This is a genomic window from Lactobacillus crispatus (genome assembly GCF_018987235.1).
GTDB lineage: Bacteria > Bacillota > Bacilli > Lactobacillales > Lactobacillaceae > Lactobacillus > Lactobacillus crispatus.
Genome location: NZ_CP072197.1, coordinates 1899709 through 1915003, shown reverse-complemented (window position 1 = coordinate 1915003; position 15295 = coordinate 1899709). Strand labels below are relative to the sequence as shown.

The following is a 15295-nucleotide window of genomic DNA, read 5'->3' as shown; positions in this document are numbered from 1 at the left end:
ATTAAAATCGTTGAACTGAAACCACTTACATCATATAATTAGGTTAACAGAGTTCATACGAGGAGGTTTTACTATGGCTGAACCAAAATGGCTTAAAGATATGAATGCCGATGAATACTTAAAAGAAGATTTTGATGCAAAGGGCAAGTCTAAATATACAGTTGAGGGAATTGATAAAAATGATCCTGATTGGTTAGATAAAGCCGCTAAGAAAGTTCATGCTGCAGAAGGCGATGATTATGTCAAACTTGATGCAGGTTTGTTAACTGTTAATCAACTTAATTGGATGTTAAGAAATACTATCGGTGAAATGACGTTTGTTGACGATAACAACCAATTTTTGTGGTATAACCGTCCAACTGATCCTAACAAGAAGATGCTGGCTAAACGTACGCCAGATCAAGTTGGTGATACGATGGGAGCAGTTCACCCAGATGTCCGCGATGTTATTCCAGATGCTAAAAAGGTGGTTCATGCTTTGCGGACCAAGCATGAAGGTCATGATGATGTTTATATGCCAGTGCCAACAGGTAATTTAAAGAAATTGGTTTTGCACTATTATAAGCGTGTAGAAGACGACCAAGGCAACTATGCTGGTATTTATGAATGGGTCCAAGACCTGTATCCATTAGTTAAGTACTTCTGTGAGACTACTGGTCAAAAATTGGTAGTAGATGATGATGCAACTACTGGTGCAACTTACCGTAGAAATTCTGATCCAGACGCCGCAACTGGTGCATCAACTAAAGCTGCAGAAGTTAAAGAAGAAAAGCACGAAGAACCAGATACTACAACTGGTGCTTCGCAACATTAATATCAATTGCAATGAAAAAAGCGACTCAATCGAGTCGCCTTTTTTAATTAGATAATCTGACTGCGATCATTATTTCATCAGGCAGATTTTCACAGGTGATATTCTCCTTAGGATAAGCAAAGTAAGGAAAAACTTCGTAATTTTCAGGAAGATGAATGTTGATAAATCTTTTGAGCTGGTGGTGAGTGATAGTTTCATTTGCCGCCAGGTTAATTCCAGAATAAGTGCCAACCATGTTGCCTTCAGGATCGTAATAGTTGATAGGCAATTGGTAGTTTGGAGTGTTAGTTGCCTTAGTAGGAAGAATTTGTTGGAATATTTTTTGAGGAACATAAATTAGTTTGTTTTTTAGCATATATATACACCTCTATCATTTTTGTGACATAGTGTCATTTTACTAAAAAACATAGTTTTAAGCTACTTTTTAATTTTGACTACAACATATAGATATAGCTTATGCTAATAACACAATATTTGGTTGAATTCAATCTTGTATAAAATTTATCTTTCTATTAGGATAGATATCGATGTGCTTTTTTGCATAGCACGGATAAGGCACAAGATCTTGTATTTTGCGACCTAAAATAAAAAAGGGGAATGTTGAATAGGATGGAAAGAAAACACGAAAATTATTTTGTTTGGCTATTTAATCAATTGAAAGGCTGGCCAGTTCAAAATTACTGTTTATGGTTTTTTGCGTTTGGATTTCAATTAGCTTTGCTGATTCAAGGCAAAATTACAAGCGTAACTTTGATTACTTTTATTGGTACGCTTTTGGGTACACTTTGTGTATTGGCAATTAACGCTACTAAGGCAATTAATGGTTGGTTGGGGTTGATTTCAGCTGCTTGTTTTATCTATGCAGGTTGGTCAGCTAAGAATTATCTTTCCATTTTTGAACAGATTGCCTATATTGCAACTTTAGATTTACCAGTTATCATTGCCGTTAGATCATGGAATGACGATACTAAGAATCATTTGAGAAAATTTGGTTCAAAGGAATGGCTTATTGCTATTGTTGGAACTTTACTTGTTTATGTTGTATCCGGCTTTTTGATTGGTAAATTTACCAATGATCCTCGTCCTTGGATTGATGCTATTAGTTTTGCTATTTCATTAACTGCTGGGATCATGTGCTTTATGCGTTACAACAATCAATACTTTTGGTGGACTGCTAGTGGCGTCTTCCAGTTGATTCTTTGGGGCGTAACTTATGCTCAAGGTGATGCAAACTTAGCCATGGCAATTAATTCATTAATCTATGTAATTAATGATGTGTTAGCCTTCACTGTTTCACCATGGTTTAACATGGGCCGTCGCAAAGCTGGATTAAAAGAAATTCAAAAATAATTAATAATAGTGAAAAGTGAATAATTTCTAGTAAAAGTAGTACGAAAGTGCTACTTTTTTTCTGTGTTAGAATGAAAGAAAAATATGAAGGGTGAGGTAGAGCATGACCTTTTATACAATGAAATATATTCAAAATAACCAGAATACTAATCAGGCAGTATTATATGCTTTGATGTTGGTGGCGGCGTTAGCAATGATAATTTTTGCTTTGCTATATTTACATAACCGTTTTGCAACCAAGTATCGCGATTTGGGTATTATTGCCTTATTATTTTTGCTTTTGTTTGCCGGTACGCAATATGAAAAATATGTGCAACTTAATACGCAAAAATCACAGGCGATTCAAATCGTGCCATTCATCAAATCGATTGCTAAAGATGAAAATGTTTCGACTTCTGATGTTTTAGTTAGTTCAACTGTTTTAACTAATGGCATGATCGTAAGGATTGATTCTAAAAATATTGATTATCAGTTAAACCTTAATGATGATCGCAATACTTACACATTAACGCAAGCCCATGTAATTGATCATAAAGTAGAGGTAATAAAATAATGCAGCTAGATTACACACAATTATTCATTAAGTTTGCTCTCGGTATCTTAACTTTAATCATTCAAATCAATGTCTTTGGTAAGTCTAATCTGGCTCCTACGACTGCATTAGATCAATTGCAGAATTATGTTTTAGGTGGAATTATTGGTGGCTTGATTTACAATCCTAGTATTACAATTCTTCAGTTTTTCCTAGTTCTAATCGTTTGGACGTTGGTTGTTTTTATTTTGAAATTCAGCCGTGATCACAATAATTGGATTAGAGGGATTATCGATGGTAAACCCGTTCAGGTAATCAAAAATGGTAAGGTGCTAGTTGGCAACTGCATGAAGGCAGGAATCTCCGCTAATGAATTAATGTTTAAATTGCGCAGTCGAGGTATCTACTCTGTTGAAAAGATTAAGAATTGTATCTTTGAGCAAAACGGGCAATTAACTATTATTGAAAATGATGAAGCTAACATTCGTTTCCCAATAATTAGTGATGGTCAGGCTAATATTGATGTCTTAGAGTTGATTCACAAAAGCGAAGCTTGGTTACAGCAACAAGTTGAAGAGGCAGGTTATAATAGTATCAGTGATGTTTTCTTAGGAGAATACATTAATGGACAATTACGCTTGACAGGTTATTCAAAGGGAAAGAGATAAAATGGCAGATTTAGTGACAGCAAAAAAATGGCTGAAAAATGCTAACACGGTGATCGTAACGGCTGGTAATGGCATGGCAAAAGAAGAGGGACTAGATATCCTAAGTGAAGAAGGCTTTGATGATCAATTTGGCAAAATTGCAGATAAGTATGATGTGCATACAATTGGGGATGCATTAGATAAGAGGTTTGATACTTGGAGCGAGCAATGGGCTTTTTGGAGTGAGCTAATCAACGAATATTCCTTACAATATGAGCCTAGTGAGACGATGCTTGCTCTAAAAAAGCTAATTCGTGATAAAAAATATTTTATTGCGACCAGTACATTCGGGCACTTTTTTGAAAATGCAGGCTTTAATGAAAATCGAATTTTCAATGCCTTTGGTGATTGGACTAAAATGCAGTGTTCTAGCGGGATTAATCATGGTCAAAAGGATAACCGTGAAGTAGTAGAACGCTTTATGACGGCAATTAAGAACGGCAACGTAACGACAGATTTAGTACCAAAGTGCGAGGACTGCAATAGCCCAATGGAATTGCATATGCCGCTGAATGCTAACTTCTTCCCTGATACCGATGCTAATACGCGTTTTCGTTGGTTTCTAACGGGAGCCGAGGACAAGAATGTCGTAATTTTGGAATTAGGCGTAGATGAGACCAGTCCTCAATTACTTGATCCAATGGTAAAGCTAGTGCAGCAATTTCCTAATTGGCATTATATTGCCGCTGATTTAGCTGATGCAGATTTTCCAGCTGATCTTAAGAAACGAGCAATGGGTTTTGATAGCAATTCGCACGAGATGCTGATGAATTTGATTAAATAATTAAATAGGTGAAGAATGAGTATTTACATAAAAAATGGAATTTTACATGTAACCGGTGCGCAAGACAAGTTGCGTAAAAAAGGACAGGAAAAGCCTGACTTTTTGACCAATTATACAATGCTTGATATTGAAACAACGGGCTTATATCCTTACCGCGATCGAATTACTGAATTAGGTGGGGTTAAGGTACGTAACGGTCAAATTGTTGATCAATATACTAATTTGGTGAAGTTTTCCAAGAATAATTCTGTTCCTGCTTTTATTACTAAGCTAAATGGAATTACTGAAGAGCAAATTGTGAAGGAAGGGATTCCGGCTGAGCAGGCTATTCGTGAATTTCGTGAGTTTATTGGTGATGACGTTATCATTGGGTATAACGTCAATTTTGACTTGAACTTTTTGTATGATTTAAGTCAAAAATATGGCTTACCAGTGCTTGATAATGATTACGTTGACGTATTGCGTTTGGCGCGGACATATTATCCACGCGAGCGCCATAACCGTCTGCTTGACTGCATGCAGCGGGCTGGAATTGCTCAAGTTGAGGCTCACCACGGTTTGCAGGATTCTCTTGATACGATCAAGGTTTATGATGACTTTGCCCAGCACTTTACTGATGATTTATTGGAAAAGGCACAAAGCAAGATTAAGAATATCGACCTAACTACTGGCGAATTGGATTATGTTGACTTAGGTTGGCACAATCCGGTTCAAAATAAGAATATCGTTTTGTCTGGCAATATTCATATGAACGAAGCTGAAGCGGGCAAGATGATCAACAATATGGGCGGCCAAGTTGACAATTCAGTGTTAGCAACGACTAATTACTTAATCATGGGTGATCAAGATTTCTTTAGAAAAGATAATCAGGATTTGAATGCAGCACGTGATTTGATCAAAAATGGTGCTAAGATTAAACGTTTCTCGGAGACCTTTTTCTTAAGCATGCTTGATGATTGGGCTCGTAGTTAGAGGAAAAAGATGACACGAAGAAGACGAAAAAAACAAGGAACGGTTGTTTCATCATTAATTGTCTTAATCGCGATTTTATGGGGAGTTTTTACTAAAGCTGGCAGCGATCCAAATGGCAGCCAGTTTTTGCGTGACTTTACTGGCAATAATGATGAACATGTAACTAATACAATTAGCGATGCATCAAAAGCCAAGACCAATTATGGAGGTCTATCGCCAACTGATTATCAAAAATTAGCTAATTTGAATTTTAAGAGTGGCAGTCGCGCTTATACCGAAGTCAACCATGATAAGTCGACTTTGGTCAAAGGCGCATGGAAGATAAATCGGGTGATTTACTCTAACCTTGATTCATTGAATCGAACATCGCGCTCTAATACAGCCTTTTTGGAAAAGCGCAATGTGGCTAATGATAGCTTGCGAGTAAGGCAATATGTTGAACCGACTGGCTGGCACTATAATCACCGTAACGGTACCCAAATCTATAATCGGGGCCACTTGATTGCCTATTCAGTCTCAGCTGGAATTGATCAAAGCGGCAATTATGATCCACGCAATCAATCAGGGGACCAAAATAATCCTAAGAATTTATTTACGCAATCCGCTTATTCTAACCAAAAGATTCAGACTATTTTTGAGGCTAAGGTTAGGAGAGCACTGCGGCAGAATAAGCGTGTAATTTATCAAGCAACTGCTGTTTTTCGTGGTAATGAGTTAATGGCCCGCGGCGTGAATTTGCAGGCCGTTTCAACTGATGGCAGTTTAAACTTCAATGTCTATCTCTATAACGTGCAGCCCGGTTATGTTTTTAACTATAATAACGGTCGAGCAAAAGTTGATCGGCAAATGCAGGTTAATGAGTAGTAGAATTAATAATATGAAAAATTATTACTGAAATAAAAAAGGAAGTATAAACAATAATGAAAAAAGATAACTGTACTGCAATGCTAGTTGGTAAGGACGCTTCAATCGATGGATCAACCATGATTGCGCGTGACGAAGACGGTTATGGTGGCATTAACGAAAAAGTTTTTGTGGTAAACCCAGCCCGTCATTATGATGAAGATTATGTATCAAAATATAACGGCTTTAAGATGCACCTTGAGGGCGATGGCTGCAAATGGACTGCTGTCCCTACTGCTGATGATTCAGAAGGTCGCTGGGACGAGCAAGGCATTAACGAATATAACGTTGCCATGTCAGCCACTGAAACTGAAGCTACTAATGCTCGCTGCTTAGGACATGATCCTTTAGTAGCAAATGGAATCAACGAAGACTCAATGGTTTATATTACTTTGCCATTCGTGAAGACTGCTCGTGAAGGTGTTAAGCGCTTAGGGCAATTAATCGAAAAATATGGTACCGGTGAAAGCAACGGTATTGCCTTTTCAGACAACAAGGAAGTTTGGTATCTGGAAACTGGCGCGGGTCACCAATGGGTTGCGGCTCGTGTTCCTGATGATTCTTACGCAATTTGTCCTAACATCATGGTGATTCAAAATGTTGACTTTGATGATCCAGATAACTTTATGTATTCAGCTGGTATTCGAGAATTCGTAGAAAAGAATCATTTAAACAATAGTACTGACGGTAGCTTTTCTTTCAGAGATATTTTTGGTACTAAGGATGAAGCTGATGCTTTTTACAATACTCCAAGAACTTGGTATGGACAGAAGTTGTTTAATCCAAGCATTGAACAAGACCCAACTAGTCAAGAAATGCCATTTACGCGCGTTCCCGAAAAGAAGATTGGTGTTGAAGATGTGCAAAGATTTTTAACTAGTCACTATAACGGTACACCATACGATCCAATGGACACTTTTTCATCTGGTTCAGAAAAAGAACAAAAGATGTTCCGTTCTATTGCTTTAGACAGAAACCAAGAATCAAGCATCTTGCAAATTAGAAATGATGTTCCTGCCAAGATGGCTGCAATTCAATGGATTAATATGGGCTTTTATGCATATTCACCATATGTTCCTTTCTACACCAATATTGAGGATACACCACTTAACTATAAGGTGGCAGATCATATCGTTGATCCAGATAGTAGTGCTTACTGGTTGTATAAAACTTTACAAGTGCTTGTTGAACCACGCTATCACCAATATATTTATGAGGTAAACGCCTATCGTGATGATTGTCAAAGCTACGGTATTGGCCGAATTGATCTTATTGATGAAAAAGCTAAAAATATGGAAGGCAGAGAGCTTATTAAATATTTAACTAGCGCTAATGATGAAACTGCTGGTGTGATTACCAAAAAGACTAAGAGCTTGATGAGCAAGTTGGTTCGTCAAGCCTTGAATAGTTCAAAATATCAATTTGAACGTGGAGATAACTTATGATACAAAAAGCCATGACTAATTCATGGCTTTTTTGGTACCTACCACAATATTTAGTAAACCCGAATTTTAAAAAAGAAATAAGTGAAAAATAAAAGTAAATGCGAACAAAAGCCGAATACTTGCTGAGAAGCATTTCACAAAGTCGTTGAAACCCCGAATTTCAAATGAAAATTATTTGTTATTTTCGTATATTTAGCTTAGAATTAATAGAGAAATTTAAAAATTTAAATCAATATATAGTGGTGCGTGAAACTTATGAATGATGAGAAATTCGTGGAAGTAAAGAACCTTAAAAAGGTTTATGATAACGGTCATGAAGCAATCAAGGATGTTAGCTTTTCCGTAAAAAAAGGTGACCTTGTATGTTTGCTTGGCCCATCTGGTTGTGGTAAAACAACCATCTTAAATATGCTAGCTGGTTTGCTTAATCCAACTAGCGGTGACATCCTTTTTGATGGCAAGTCAGTTGTTAACGTAGCACCTAAGGATCGTCAGATCGGCTATGTTTTCCAGAACTATGCCTTATATCCACATATGACTGTACTTCAGAATGTAATGTTTCCTCTGACTGTGGGCAAGCAAAAGATGCCTAAGGATGAGGCGAGGAAGATTGCTGAAAAATATATGGCAACGACCCAGATTACCGAACTTGCTGATCAAAAGCCGGGCAATTTATCTGGTGGTCAACAGCAGCGTGTAGCTATTGCCCGTGCTTTAGTGCAACAACCTAAGATTCTGCTGATGGATGAACCATTGAGTAACTTGGATGCACGTTTACGGTTGAAGATTCGTGAAGAAATTCGTGCTTTAGTTAAAAGTGTGGGTATTACCACCTTGTTTGTTACTCACGATCAAGAAGAAGCCTTGTCAATCGGTGATAAGATTATTCTCTTTAATAATGGTGTGATCCAACAAGATGACTTAGGACAAAACTTCTATCTTGAACCAAATAACTACTTTGTTGCTAATTTTGTTGGTAATCCTGTGATTGATAACTTTAATGTAAAGGTTAATGGCGGCAAGATTACTGGCTCAGATTTTGAAATTAACGTGGACGATTTAGACAAGGATCGTTTTAAACGTGACTTAACTGACGGCGAGTACGTTTTATCCGTTCGTCCAGAAAATATTTTGCCAGTCGAAGAAGATGGTGCAGTTTCAGCTAAGGTTGATGATGTCGAATTAATCGGTCGTGAACGAATTTTGAAGTTTACCCATGATGGGGTACAAGCTCGTTCATTAGTCAACCTTGAGACACCAATTAAGCCTGGTGATAATATCAATTTGAAGATGCGTCTTGATCGAGTATTCCTGTTTACTAAGGAAGGAGAGCGTGTCTACTAATGAAGAGCAATCAGAAAAAGGCGTGGCTCTTTTTAGCGCCAACAATTATCTTTGTTACTTTCTTTAGTATTTATCCAATTTTGCGGGCCTTTGTAATGAGTTTTCAAAGCGGCTCGTTAATTAATCTGAATTGGAGCGGCTTCAGCAATTATCAATATATCTTTAGTGATCCAGAATTTTGGCGGGCAATCAAGAATACTATTTTGTATGCCCTAATTTCTGTGCCAGTTGCTTTGGCTATTTCAATCATGTTGGCCTGGTTTATTTTCAGCAGGATAAAGCATAAGTCATTCTTTGAAACGACTTTCTTTATGCCATATGTTACGTCAACTATCGCTATTGGTATCGTATTCCGTTATATTTTTAACGGTGACTATGGTTTGCTTAACTTCTTGCTCAAGGCAGTTCACTTGCCAACACCAAACTGGATTGATGATCCAGCGATGTCATTGACGACAATTATCATCTTTGGTGTTTGGACTTCTTTAGCTTTTAACATCGTTATCTTGATGGGGGCTTTGAGAAACATTGACCCTAATTACTACACAATTGCGGATATGTATGGCGCAACTGGTACTGAAAAGTTCTGGCGTATTACAATGCCGCAGCTTGTGCCAACGATCGCCTTCTTATTAACAATGAATATCATTGCTGCATTTAAGATTTATACATCTGTTTATGCCTTATTCAATGGACAAGCAGGTGTTGGTAACTCAGCTACAACTGCAGTGTTCTACATCTATAACAAGTTCCAAATTGTTGGTACTCCAGGTGTAGCGATGGCCGCAACGGTTGTCTTATTTATCATCATTATGTTTGTCACATTCTTGCAACGCAAGATGATGAAGAAGATTGGAGGACAGTAAAGGATGAAGAAGATTCGTTGGGGCACTTTGATTGCTTATATTATTTTAGCGATTTTCGCAATCATTACTGTCTTTCCATTCATCTACATGATTTTGGGTGGATTAATGAGTTTTAGAGAAACAACCACTATTCCACCAACAATCATTCCTAAGCATTTTGAATGGTCAAACTATGCCAAAGTATTCGCCCAAGCTCCATTTGCTCGTTACTTCCTAAACACTTTTATCACAGCTAGTGTAACGACAATTGTAAGTTTGTTTAACGCCTTGCTTGGTGCTTTTGCCATGGTTAACTTGAAGTTCAAGGGTAAAGGCGTTGTTCAAATGGTACTTTTATCGTTATTGATGGTGCCAGGTGAAGCGATTATCTTTACTAACTACAATACCATTGCCAGAATGGGCTTGTTGAACACTTATATTGGTTTGGTATTGCCATTTTTAACTTCAATTTTCTACATGTACTACTTGCAAAGCTACTTCGGTTCAATCTCACAGACAATTTATAAAGCTGCGATGATTGACGGAGCGAGTGATTGGGAATATATTTGGAAAATTTTGGTGCCAATGTCTAAAGGTGGCTTGTTCACCGTTGCTTTATTAAGTTTCATTTCTGGTTGGAATTCATTCCTCTGGCCATTATTGGTAACTAACGAAGACAGCATGAGATTGTTGAACAATGGTTTAACTTCATTTGCATCTGATGCAGGTAGTGAAACTCAACTTCAACTTGCTGCTGCCACATTGACTGTTTTGCCAATCTTGATTTTGTACTTCATCTTTAGAAAGCAAATTATTCGAGGAGTAGTGCGCAATGACCTTAAAGGATAAAACGACAGTAACTTTTTATAATGGTTTAACCACAATTGGTGGACCGATGATTGAAGTGGCCTATAACAAGTCGCATGTATTGTTTGACTTGGGGGAAGTTTATCGGCCAGAGTTAAAATTGCCAGATGAAAGTTATCAAACTCTGATTAAAAATAAATTAATCGGGGATGTGCCTAATTTTTACGATCCTAAATTGACGGGTAAGCCAATTGATACTGACCGCTGGGAGCATGCGGCGGCCTATATTTCACACCTACATTTGGATCACAGTAAGGCAATGAACTTTTTGGCCCCAGAAATTCCACTTTATGCAGGTCCAATTACAGCTCATTTATTGCCAGCCTTGAATGAAAAGGGCGACTTCTTGCTTCCTGCTGCAGGTCATGATCGGACTTATACTCGTCCAATCATCGCGGCAGAATACAAGAAACCAATTAAGGTGGGCGATATTATCCTGGAAATATATCCTAGTGATCATGACGCTTACGGTGCTACTGGTCTATTAGTTAAGACACCGGATAAGCAAATCGCCTATACTGGCGACATTCGCTTGCATGGTTATCATCCAGATTGGGTGCGGGACTTTATGCAGGCAGCTAAAAATAGCGATATGCTGATTATTGAAGGCACTGGTGTTTCTTGGCCAGAAGAAAAGCATGATGAAAACAGTGAAGAGTTTACTGGCCCTAAGAATGAAGTAGAACTAACTGAAGAAATCGTGCGCCTGCAAAAGGCTAATCCTGAACGCCAAATCACTTTTAATACTTATCCTACTAATGTTGAACGATTATTGCGAATCATTGCCGATTCACCAAGAAAGGTCATTTTACATGCTCAGCGTGCCCATTTGATTAAGGAAAGTTTGGATGAAGACTATCCTTACTATTACATGCCTAATGAGGAGCACTATGCTGACCTTAAGCCAGAGCTAGAAGTTAGCTATGATGAGCTTTTAGCAGATAATCATAAATACATGTGGCAAGTTGTCACCGATTATGATAAGCTGCAAAAGGGTGGTTTGTATATCCACTCAAATGCTGAGCCATTAGGGGATTTTGATCCTGCCTACAAACCATTTGTAGAGGCTTTAGCTAACAATGATATTGAGTATAAGGCGTTGCGCTGTTCAGGCCATGCCGATGAAAAAGAACTCAAGGAAATCATTGCTGGGGTTCAACCAGCTGTTTTAGTACCGGTGCACACATTGCATCCGGAGCTGGAAGAGAACCCATATGGAGAACGGATTTTACCTAAACGTGGTCAAACAATCACGCTTTAGTGAATCAAAAATATATTGTTGTTTAGTTTTATTTTTTGGGAGGATTTATCCAAATGAAGTTTAGTAAGAAACTTACTATGGCTGCCGTTGCTACTTTGGCCCTAGTTGGCACTGCTGCTTGTTCAAAGAGTGGCAATTCTTCTTCATCAAGTTCAGAGAAGATTCCATCAAAGATTACTAAGAAGACTACAGTTGTCTTCTGGAACGCTATGCCGGGAGTACAAGGTTCTACTTTAAAGCAATTAACTAATGAATTTGAAAAGAAGAACCCTAAAATTACTGTTAAGCTTGAAAACCAAGGTGCATACAATGATTTGCAAGCTAAGATCAACTCAACTTTGCAATCACCAAATAACTTACCTACTATTACTCAAGCTTATCCAGGTTGGCTTTGGAACGCAGCTCAAAACAAGATGCTTGTAAACATGACCCCATATATCAACAACAAGAATGTTGGTTGGGGCAGTGCAAAGGCATCTGACATTAGAACTGAACTTCTTGATGGTGCAAAAATTAAGGGAACTCAATACGGTATCCCATTTAACAAGTCAATTGAAACTTTGACTTACAACAAGACCATGTTTAAGAAATATGGCATCAAGAAAGTTCCAACTACTATGGAAGAACTTAAGGATGTTTCAGAAACTATCTACAAGAAGAGTAACCACAAAGTTGTAGGTGCTGGTTTTGATTCACTATCCAACTACTACACTCTTGGTATGAAGGACGAAGGCGTGAACTTTACTGATAAGATTAACTTCAGTGGTTCAACTTCAAAGAAAGTTCTCAACTTCTATGCAGATGGTATTAAGAAGGGTTACTTCAGAGTAGCTGGTTCAGAACACTACCTTTCAGGTCCATTTGCTAACGAAAAGGTTGCAATGTTTGTTGGTACTTCTGCAGGTGAAGGCTTTGTTAAGCAAGGTGTAGGTAACAAGTTTACTTATGATGTTGCTCCACGTCCTGGCAAATACACCATGCAACAAGGTACTGATATTTACATGTTTAACCACGCTAGCGCTGAACAAAAAGCTGCTGCATTTAAGTACATTAAGTTCTTAGTATCTAAGTCAAGCCAAATTAAGTGGGCTAATGCTACTGGTTACATTCCTGTAAACACTAGTGCAATCGAATCTAGTGAATACAAGAATAACAAGAGCATCAAGCTTCCTGCTAAACTTGAAGATGCTATGAAGAACTTGTACAGTGTTCCTGTTGCTAAGAATTCAAATGCTGCATACAACCAATTGAACAGCATTTTGCAAAATATCTTTGCTGCAGCCCAAAAGGGTCAAAATACTAACAGCCAAATTAATACTGGTAAGCAAAAATTTGATGCTGCTTGGAAGCAATAAAATTAAATAGCAATTAGATTTCAAAGAGCAGACCGTAAGGTCTGTTTTTTTGTGGAAAAAGAATTGAGAAAAATGGTACCATTTACTAGGTAATAAAATAAAAGTTGAGGTGAGCTGGTTGATTAGACAACAAAATTTCCCGGTAAGAACAAAGTATAAGTGGTATGACATCAATAATTTAAGTGAAGAAGACAGTGAGAGATTGCAGCAGGATTTTAATTTTACGCCTGACATTATCTCTTATATTTCTGACCGTCACGAACGTCCTCACTATGACTATGACGTCCATACTAAGAGCCACTTGCTTGTTTACGATGTGCCAATTTGGCCGACCAACACGATTAAGCACTTTACCTCACACCCAATCACTTTTTTAGTAGTGGGTGAAAATATCTTTACTTTCCATACAGAATCAACCAGCTATGTGTTTGATGAATTCAACGATGAACATATGCGGGAGCGTTTGTCTGAAGCTAAAGATGTTACTGAGTTGTTGATGCTCTTTTTCCTATATTCATCACAATACTTCCAGCGTGCCGTAACGCAACTTGACGTTGAACGTAACAGCCTAGATCAGAAGTTGTCTGATGACATTAACAATAAAGATTTGGTGGAACTTTCGAATATTGAAAAAAGTTTAGTTTATTTATCAAGTTCAATTCAGACGGATTTAATCATGTTGCATGGCCTGAATCACAGCAAATTAGACTTCACTAAAGAAGCCAGTGAACGCTTGGATGACGTCTTGATTGAATCAAGCCAGTCTGCAGAAATGGTGCAGATTTCCCAGCAGGTAACTAAGACTTTATCAGCTACCAGTGATAATATGATGAACAATAATTTGAATGACACCATGCAATTCTTAACTGTGTGGTCATTGGTATTAACTATTCCAACTATTTTAACCGGTTTTTATGGGATGAATGTTAGTCTACCAATTTTAAAAAATTCATTTGACTGGGTTTTAATCATTATTTTGATGGTTGTTTTAATGGTTTGGTTAGTCATTTTGATGAAAAGGCATCATTTCTTCTAAAATTGAGGCGTTTTAATGAAACATAAAATATTAATTGGTTCTTTAATTGTGACTTTATTTGCATTCATTTTGTATACATCAAACATAAAGCGGGTGGAAAACGCGCAGTTAAAGATTGTTGAACCAAATAACAGCAAGGTCGCTAAGAATAAAAAGAAGACCAAGGAGCCAAAGGTTAAAAAATTAGAAAAGCCTAAGGAGCCCAAGGTTAATTCGATTGAATATTCTAACCATGTTAAAGCTCAAAAAGGCAGTAATCAGAAGCTAGTCAAGCAAATCAAAAAAGTTATGGGCATTGATGATAGCTTCCAGGTAGTAGCACAGGATTTAACTAACTCTAGTCACTTTGCCGTAGTTTCTAATACTAATAAGGCTCATGACGCAGGAAAAACAATGCGGTTATTTTTACTGATCGCCTTGTATGAGCAAGAACAAAAAGGCAAGATGGGGTCGCGAACTGCGATTAAGATTAGCAAAAAAGACAAAGCCAAGGGTGATAAGATGTTTCAAGTTGGTATTACCTATGGTGTAAGTTATTTGCGCAGCGCAATGCTTAAGGGTAACAAAACTGCAGCTAGTGCCTTAACTAGAAAAATTGGAGTTAATAATATTGACCAAGTTGCTAAAAAAATGGGTGCCACTCAAACTAAGGTCAATTCAAATATGACTGGTCAGACAACAGCTAATGATTTAGCTAAGACAATGATTGGCTTGTATCAAGGTCGAGTATTAAATCGGCAATATGCTAGCCGAGTTTTAGCAACCCTAGCTAAAGAGCGACCAAGTTTAGTTTCTGGCTTAAGTGGCGGCATTTATGCAATTGGTGATGATGATTTTGCTGTCGCAATTGTTCAGACTAACGGACGTGCTTACTGTATGTCTGTTTGGAGCACGCAACACAAGAATTTTAATAAATTGGGCAAAACGGTTAATGCTTGGTTTATAAAAAAGCATAAGTAACGAAAATGATGAAGTCCGAGAAAGCTTCATTATTTTTTATAGAAAAAATAAATTATTTACACTATGTAGATTGTAATCTTCACACTGTAGGTGTATATTATTTACTATGCTAAGACAAAG

General features: G+C 37.5%; 16 protein-coding genes. 15 read left to right on the top strand and 1 reads right to left on the bottom strand.

Translation table 11 applies throughout. From position 1 onward, the window contains the following. Positions 1–73: 73 nt before the first annotated feature. On the top strand, positions 74–814 hold the full coding sequence (locus J6L97_RS09275; protein ID WP_054832838.1) for a PAS domain-containing protein: 741 nt from the start codon (positions 74–76) through the stop codon (positions 812–814). Positions 815–857: 43 nt separating this feature from the next. Here J6L97_RS09275 and J6L97_RS09270 read toward each other — a convergent pair whose 3' ends face one another. Then, complete coding sequence (locus tag J6L97_RS09270) at positions 858–1169, bottom strand: hypothetical protein (RefSeq protein ID WP_057726734.1); 312 nt, start codon at positions 1167–1169, stop codon at positions 858–860. Between the two features lie 254 nt (positions 1170–1423). On the opposite strand from J6L97_RS09270, the gene pnuC reads away from it, so the two are divergent. From pnuC to J6L97_RS09200, 14 genes are all read left to right on the top strand, one after another. Continuing rightward, positions 1424–2164 carry a nicotinamide riboside transporter PnuC gene (gene pnuC / locus J6L97_RS09265; protein ID WP_013086814.1) on the top strand — a complete coding sequence of 247 codons (741 nt, stop codon included), beginning with the start codon at positions 1424–1426 and terminating at the stop codon, positions 2162–2164. Positions 2165–2267: 103 nt separating this feature from the next. Continuing rightward, on the top strand, positions 2268–2717 hold the full coding sequence (locus J6L97_RS09260) for a DUF3290 domain-containing protein (protein ID WP_023488319.1): 450 nt from the start codon (positions 2268–2270) through the stop codon (positions 2715–2717). Further along, positions 2717–3364 (top strand): DUF421 domain-containing protein, encoded by a 648-nt coding sequence (locus J6L97_RS09255; RefSeq protein ID WP_005720683.1) that lies wholly within the window; start codon positions 2717–2719, stop codon positions 3362–3364. The genes J6L97_RS09260 and J6L97_RS09255 overlap by 1 nt, the downstream gene beginning before the upstream one ends. Before the next feature lies 1 nt (position 3365). After that, positions 3366–4187, top strand: coding sequence for an SIR2 family NAD-dependent protein deacylase (locus J6L97_RS09250; RefSeq protein WP_057726831.1), 822 nt, complete (start codon positions 3366–3368; stop codon positions 4185–4187). A gap of 15 nt (positions 4188–4202) precedes the next feature. Next, complete coding sequence (locus J6L97_RS09245; RefSeq protein WP_013086811.1) at positions 4203–5159, top strand: exonuclease domain-containing protein; 957 nt, start codon at positions 4203–4205, stop codon at positions 5157–5159. Between the two features lie 9 nt (positions 5160–5168). Continuing rightward, the gene (locus tag J6L97_RS09240; RefSeq protein WP_005720689.1) at positions 5169–6023 is read left to right on the top strand and encodes a DNA/RNA non-specific endonuclease; all 855 of its coding nucleotides are present in this window, start codon (positions 5169–5171) and stop codon (positions 6021–6023) included. A gap of 56 nt (positions 6024–6079) precedes the next feature. Beyond that, complete coding sequence (locus tag J6L97_RS09235; RefSeq protein ID WP_057726832.1) at positions 6080–7507, top strand: C69 family dipeptidase; 1428 nt, start codon at positions 6080–6082, stop codon at positions 7505–7507. A gap of 255 nt (positions 7508–7762) precedes the next feature. After that, positions 7763–8851 (top strand): ABC transporter ATP-binding protein, encoded by a 1089-nt coding sequence (locus J6L97_RS09230; RefSeq protein WP_005726585.1) that lies wholly within the window; start codon positions 7763–7765, stop codon positions 8849–8851. Then, a complete protein-coding gene (locus J6L97_RS09225; protein WP_005720695.1) occupies positions 8851–9717 on the top strand; it encodes a carbohydrate ABC transporter permease in 867 nt (288 codons plus the stop codon). The genes J6L97_RS09230 and J6L97_RS09225 overlap by 1 nt, the downstream gene beginning before the upstream one ends. 3 nt (positions 9718–9720) lie before the next feature. Further along, the gene (locus J6L97_RS09220; protein ID WP_005720697.1) at positions 9721–10545 is read left to right on the top strand and encodes a carbohydrate ABC transporter permease; all 825 of its coding nucleotides are present in this window, start codon (positions 9721–9723) and stop codon (positions 10543–10545) included. Then, on the top strand, positions 10529–11824 hold the full coding sequence (locus J6L97_RS09215; protein WP_057726833.1) for an MBL fold metallo-hydrolase: 1296 nt from the start codon (positions 10529–10531) through the stop codon (positions 11822–11824). The genes J6L97_RS09220 and J6L97_RS09215 overlap by 17 nt, the downstream gene beginning before the upstream one ends. A 53-nt stretch (positions 11825–11877) precedes the next feature. Next, positions 11878–13179 (top strand): extracellular solute-binding protein, encoded by a 1302-nt coding sequence (locus tag J6L97_RS09210; RefSeq protein WP_005723945.1) that lies wholly within the window; start codon positions 11878–11880, stop codon positions 13177–13179. A 118-nt stretch (positions 13180–13297) separates the two neighbouring features. Next, the gene (locus J6L97_RS09205) at positions 13298–14215 is read left to right on the top strand and encodes a magnesium transporter CorA family protein (protein WP_057726834.1); all 918 of its coding nucleotides are present in this window, start codon (positions 13298–13300) and stop codon (positions 14213–14215) included. A 15-nt stretch (positions 14216–14230) separates the two neighbouring features. Beyond that, positions 14231–15175, top strand: a complete 945-nt coding sequence (locus J6L97_RS09200; protein ID WP_057726835.1) for a serine hydrolase — start codon at positions 14231–14233, stop codon at positions 15173–15175. Positions 15176–15295 lie beyond the last annotated feature (120 nt).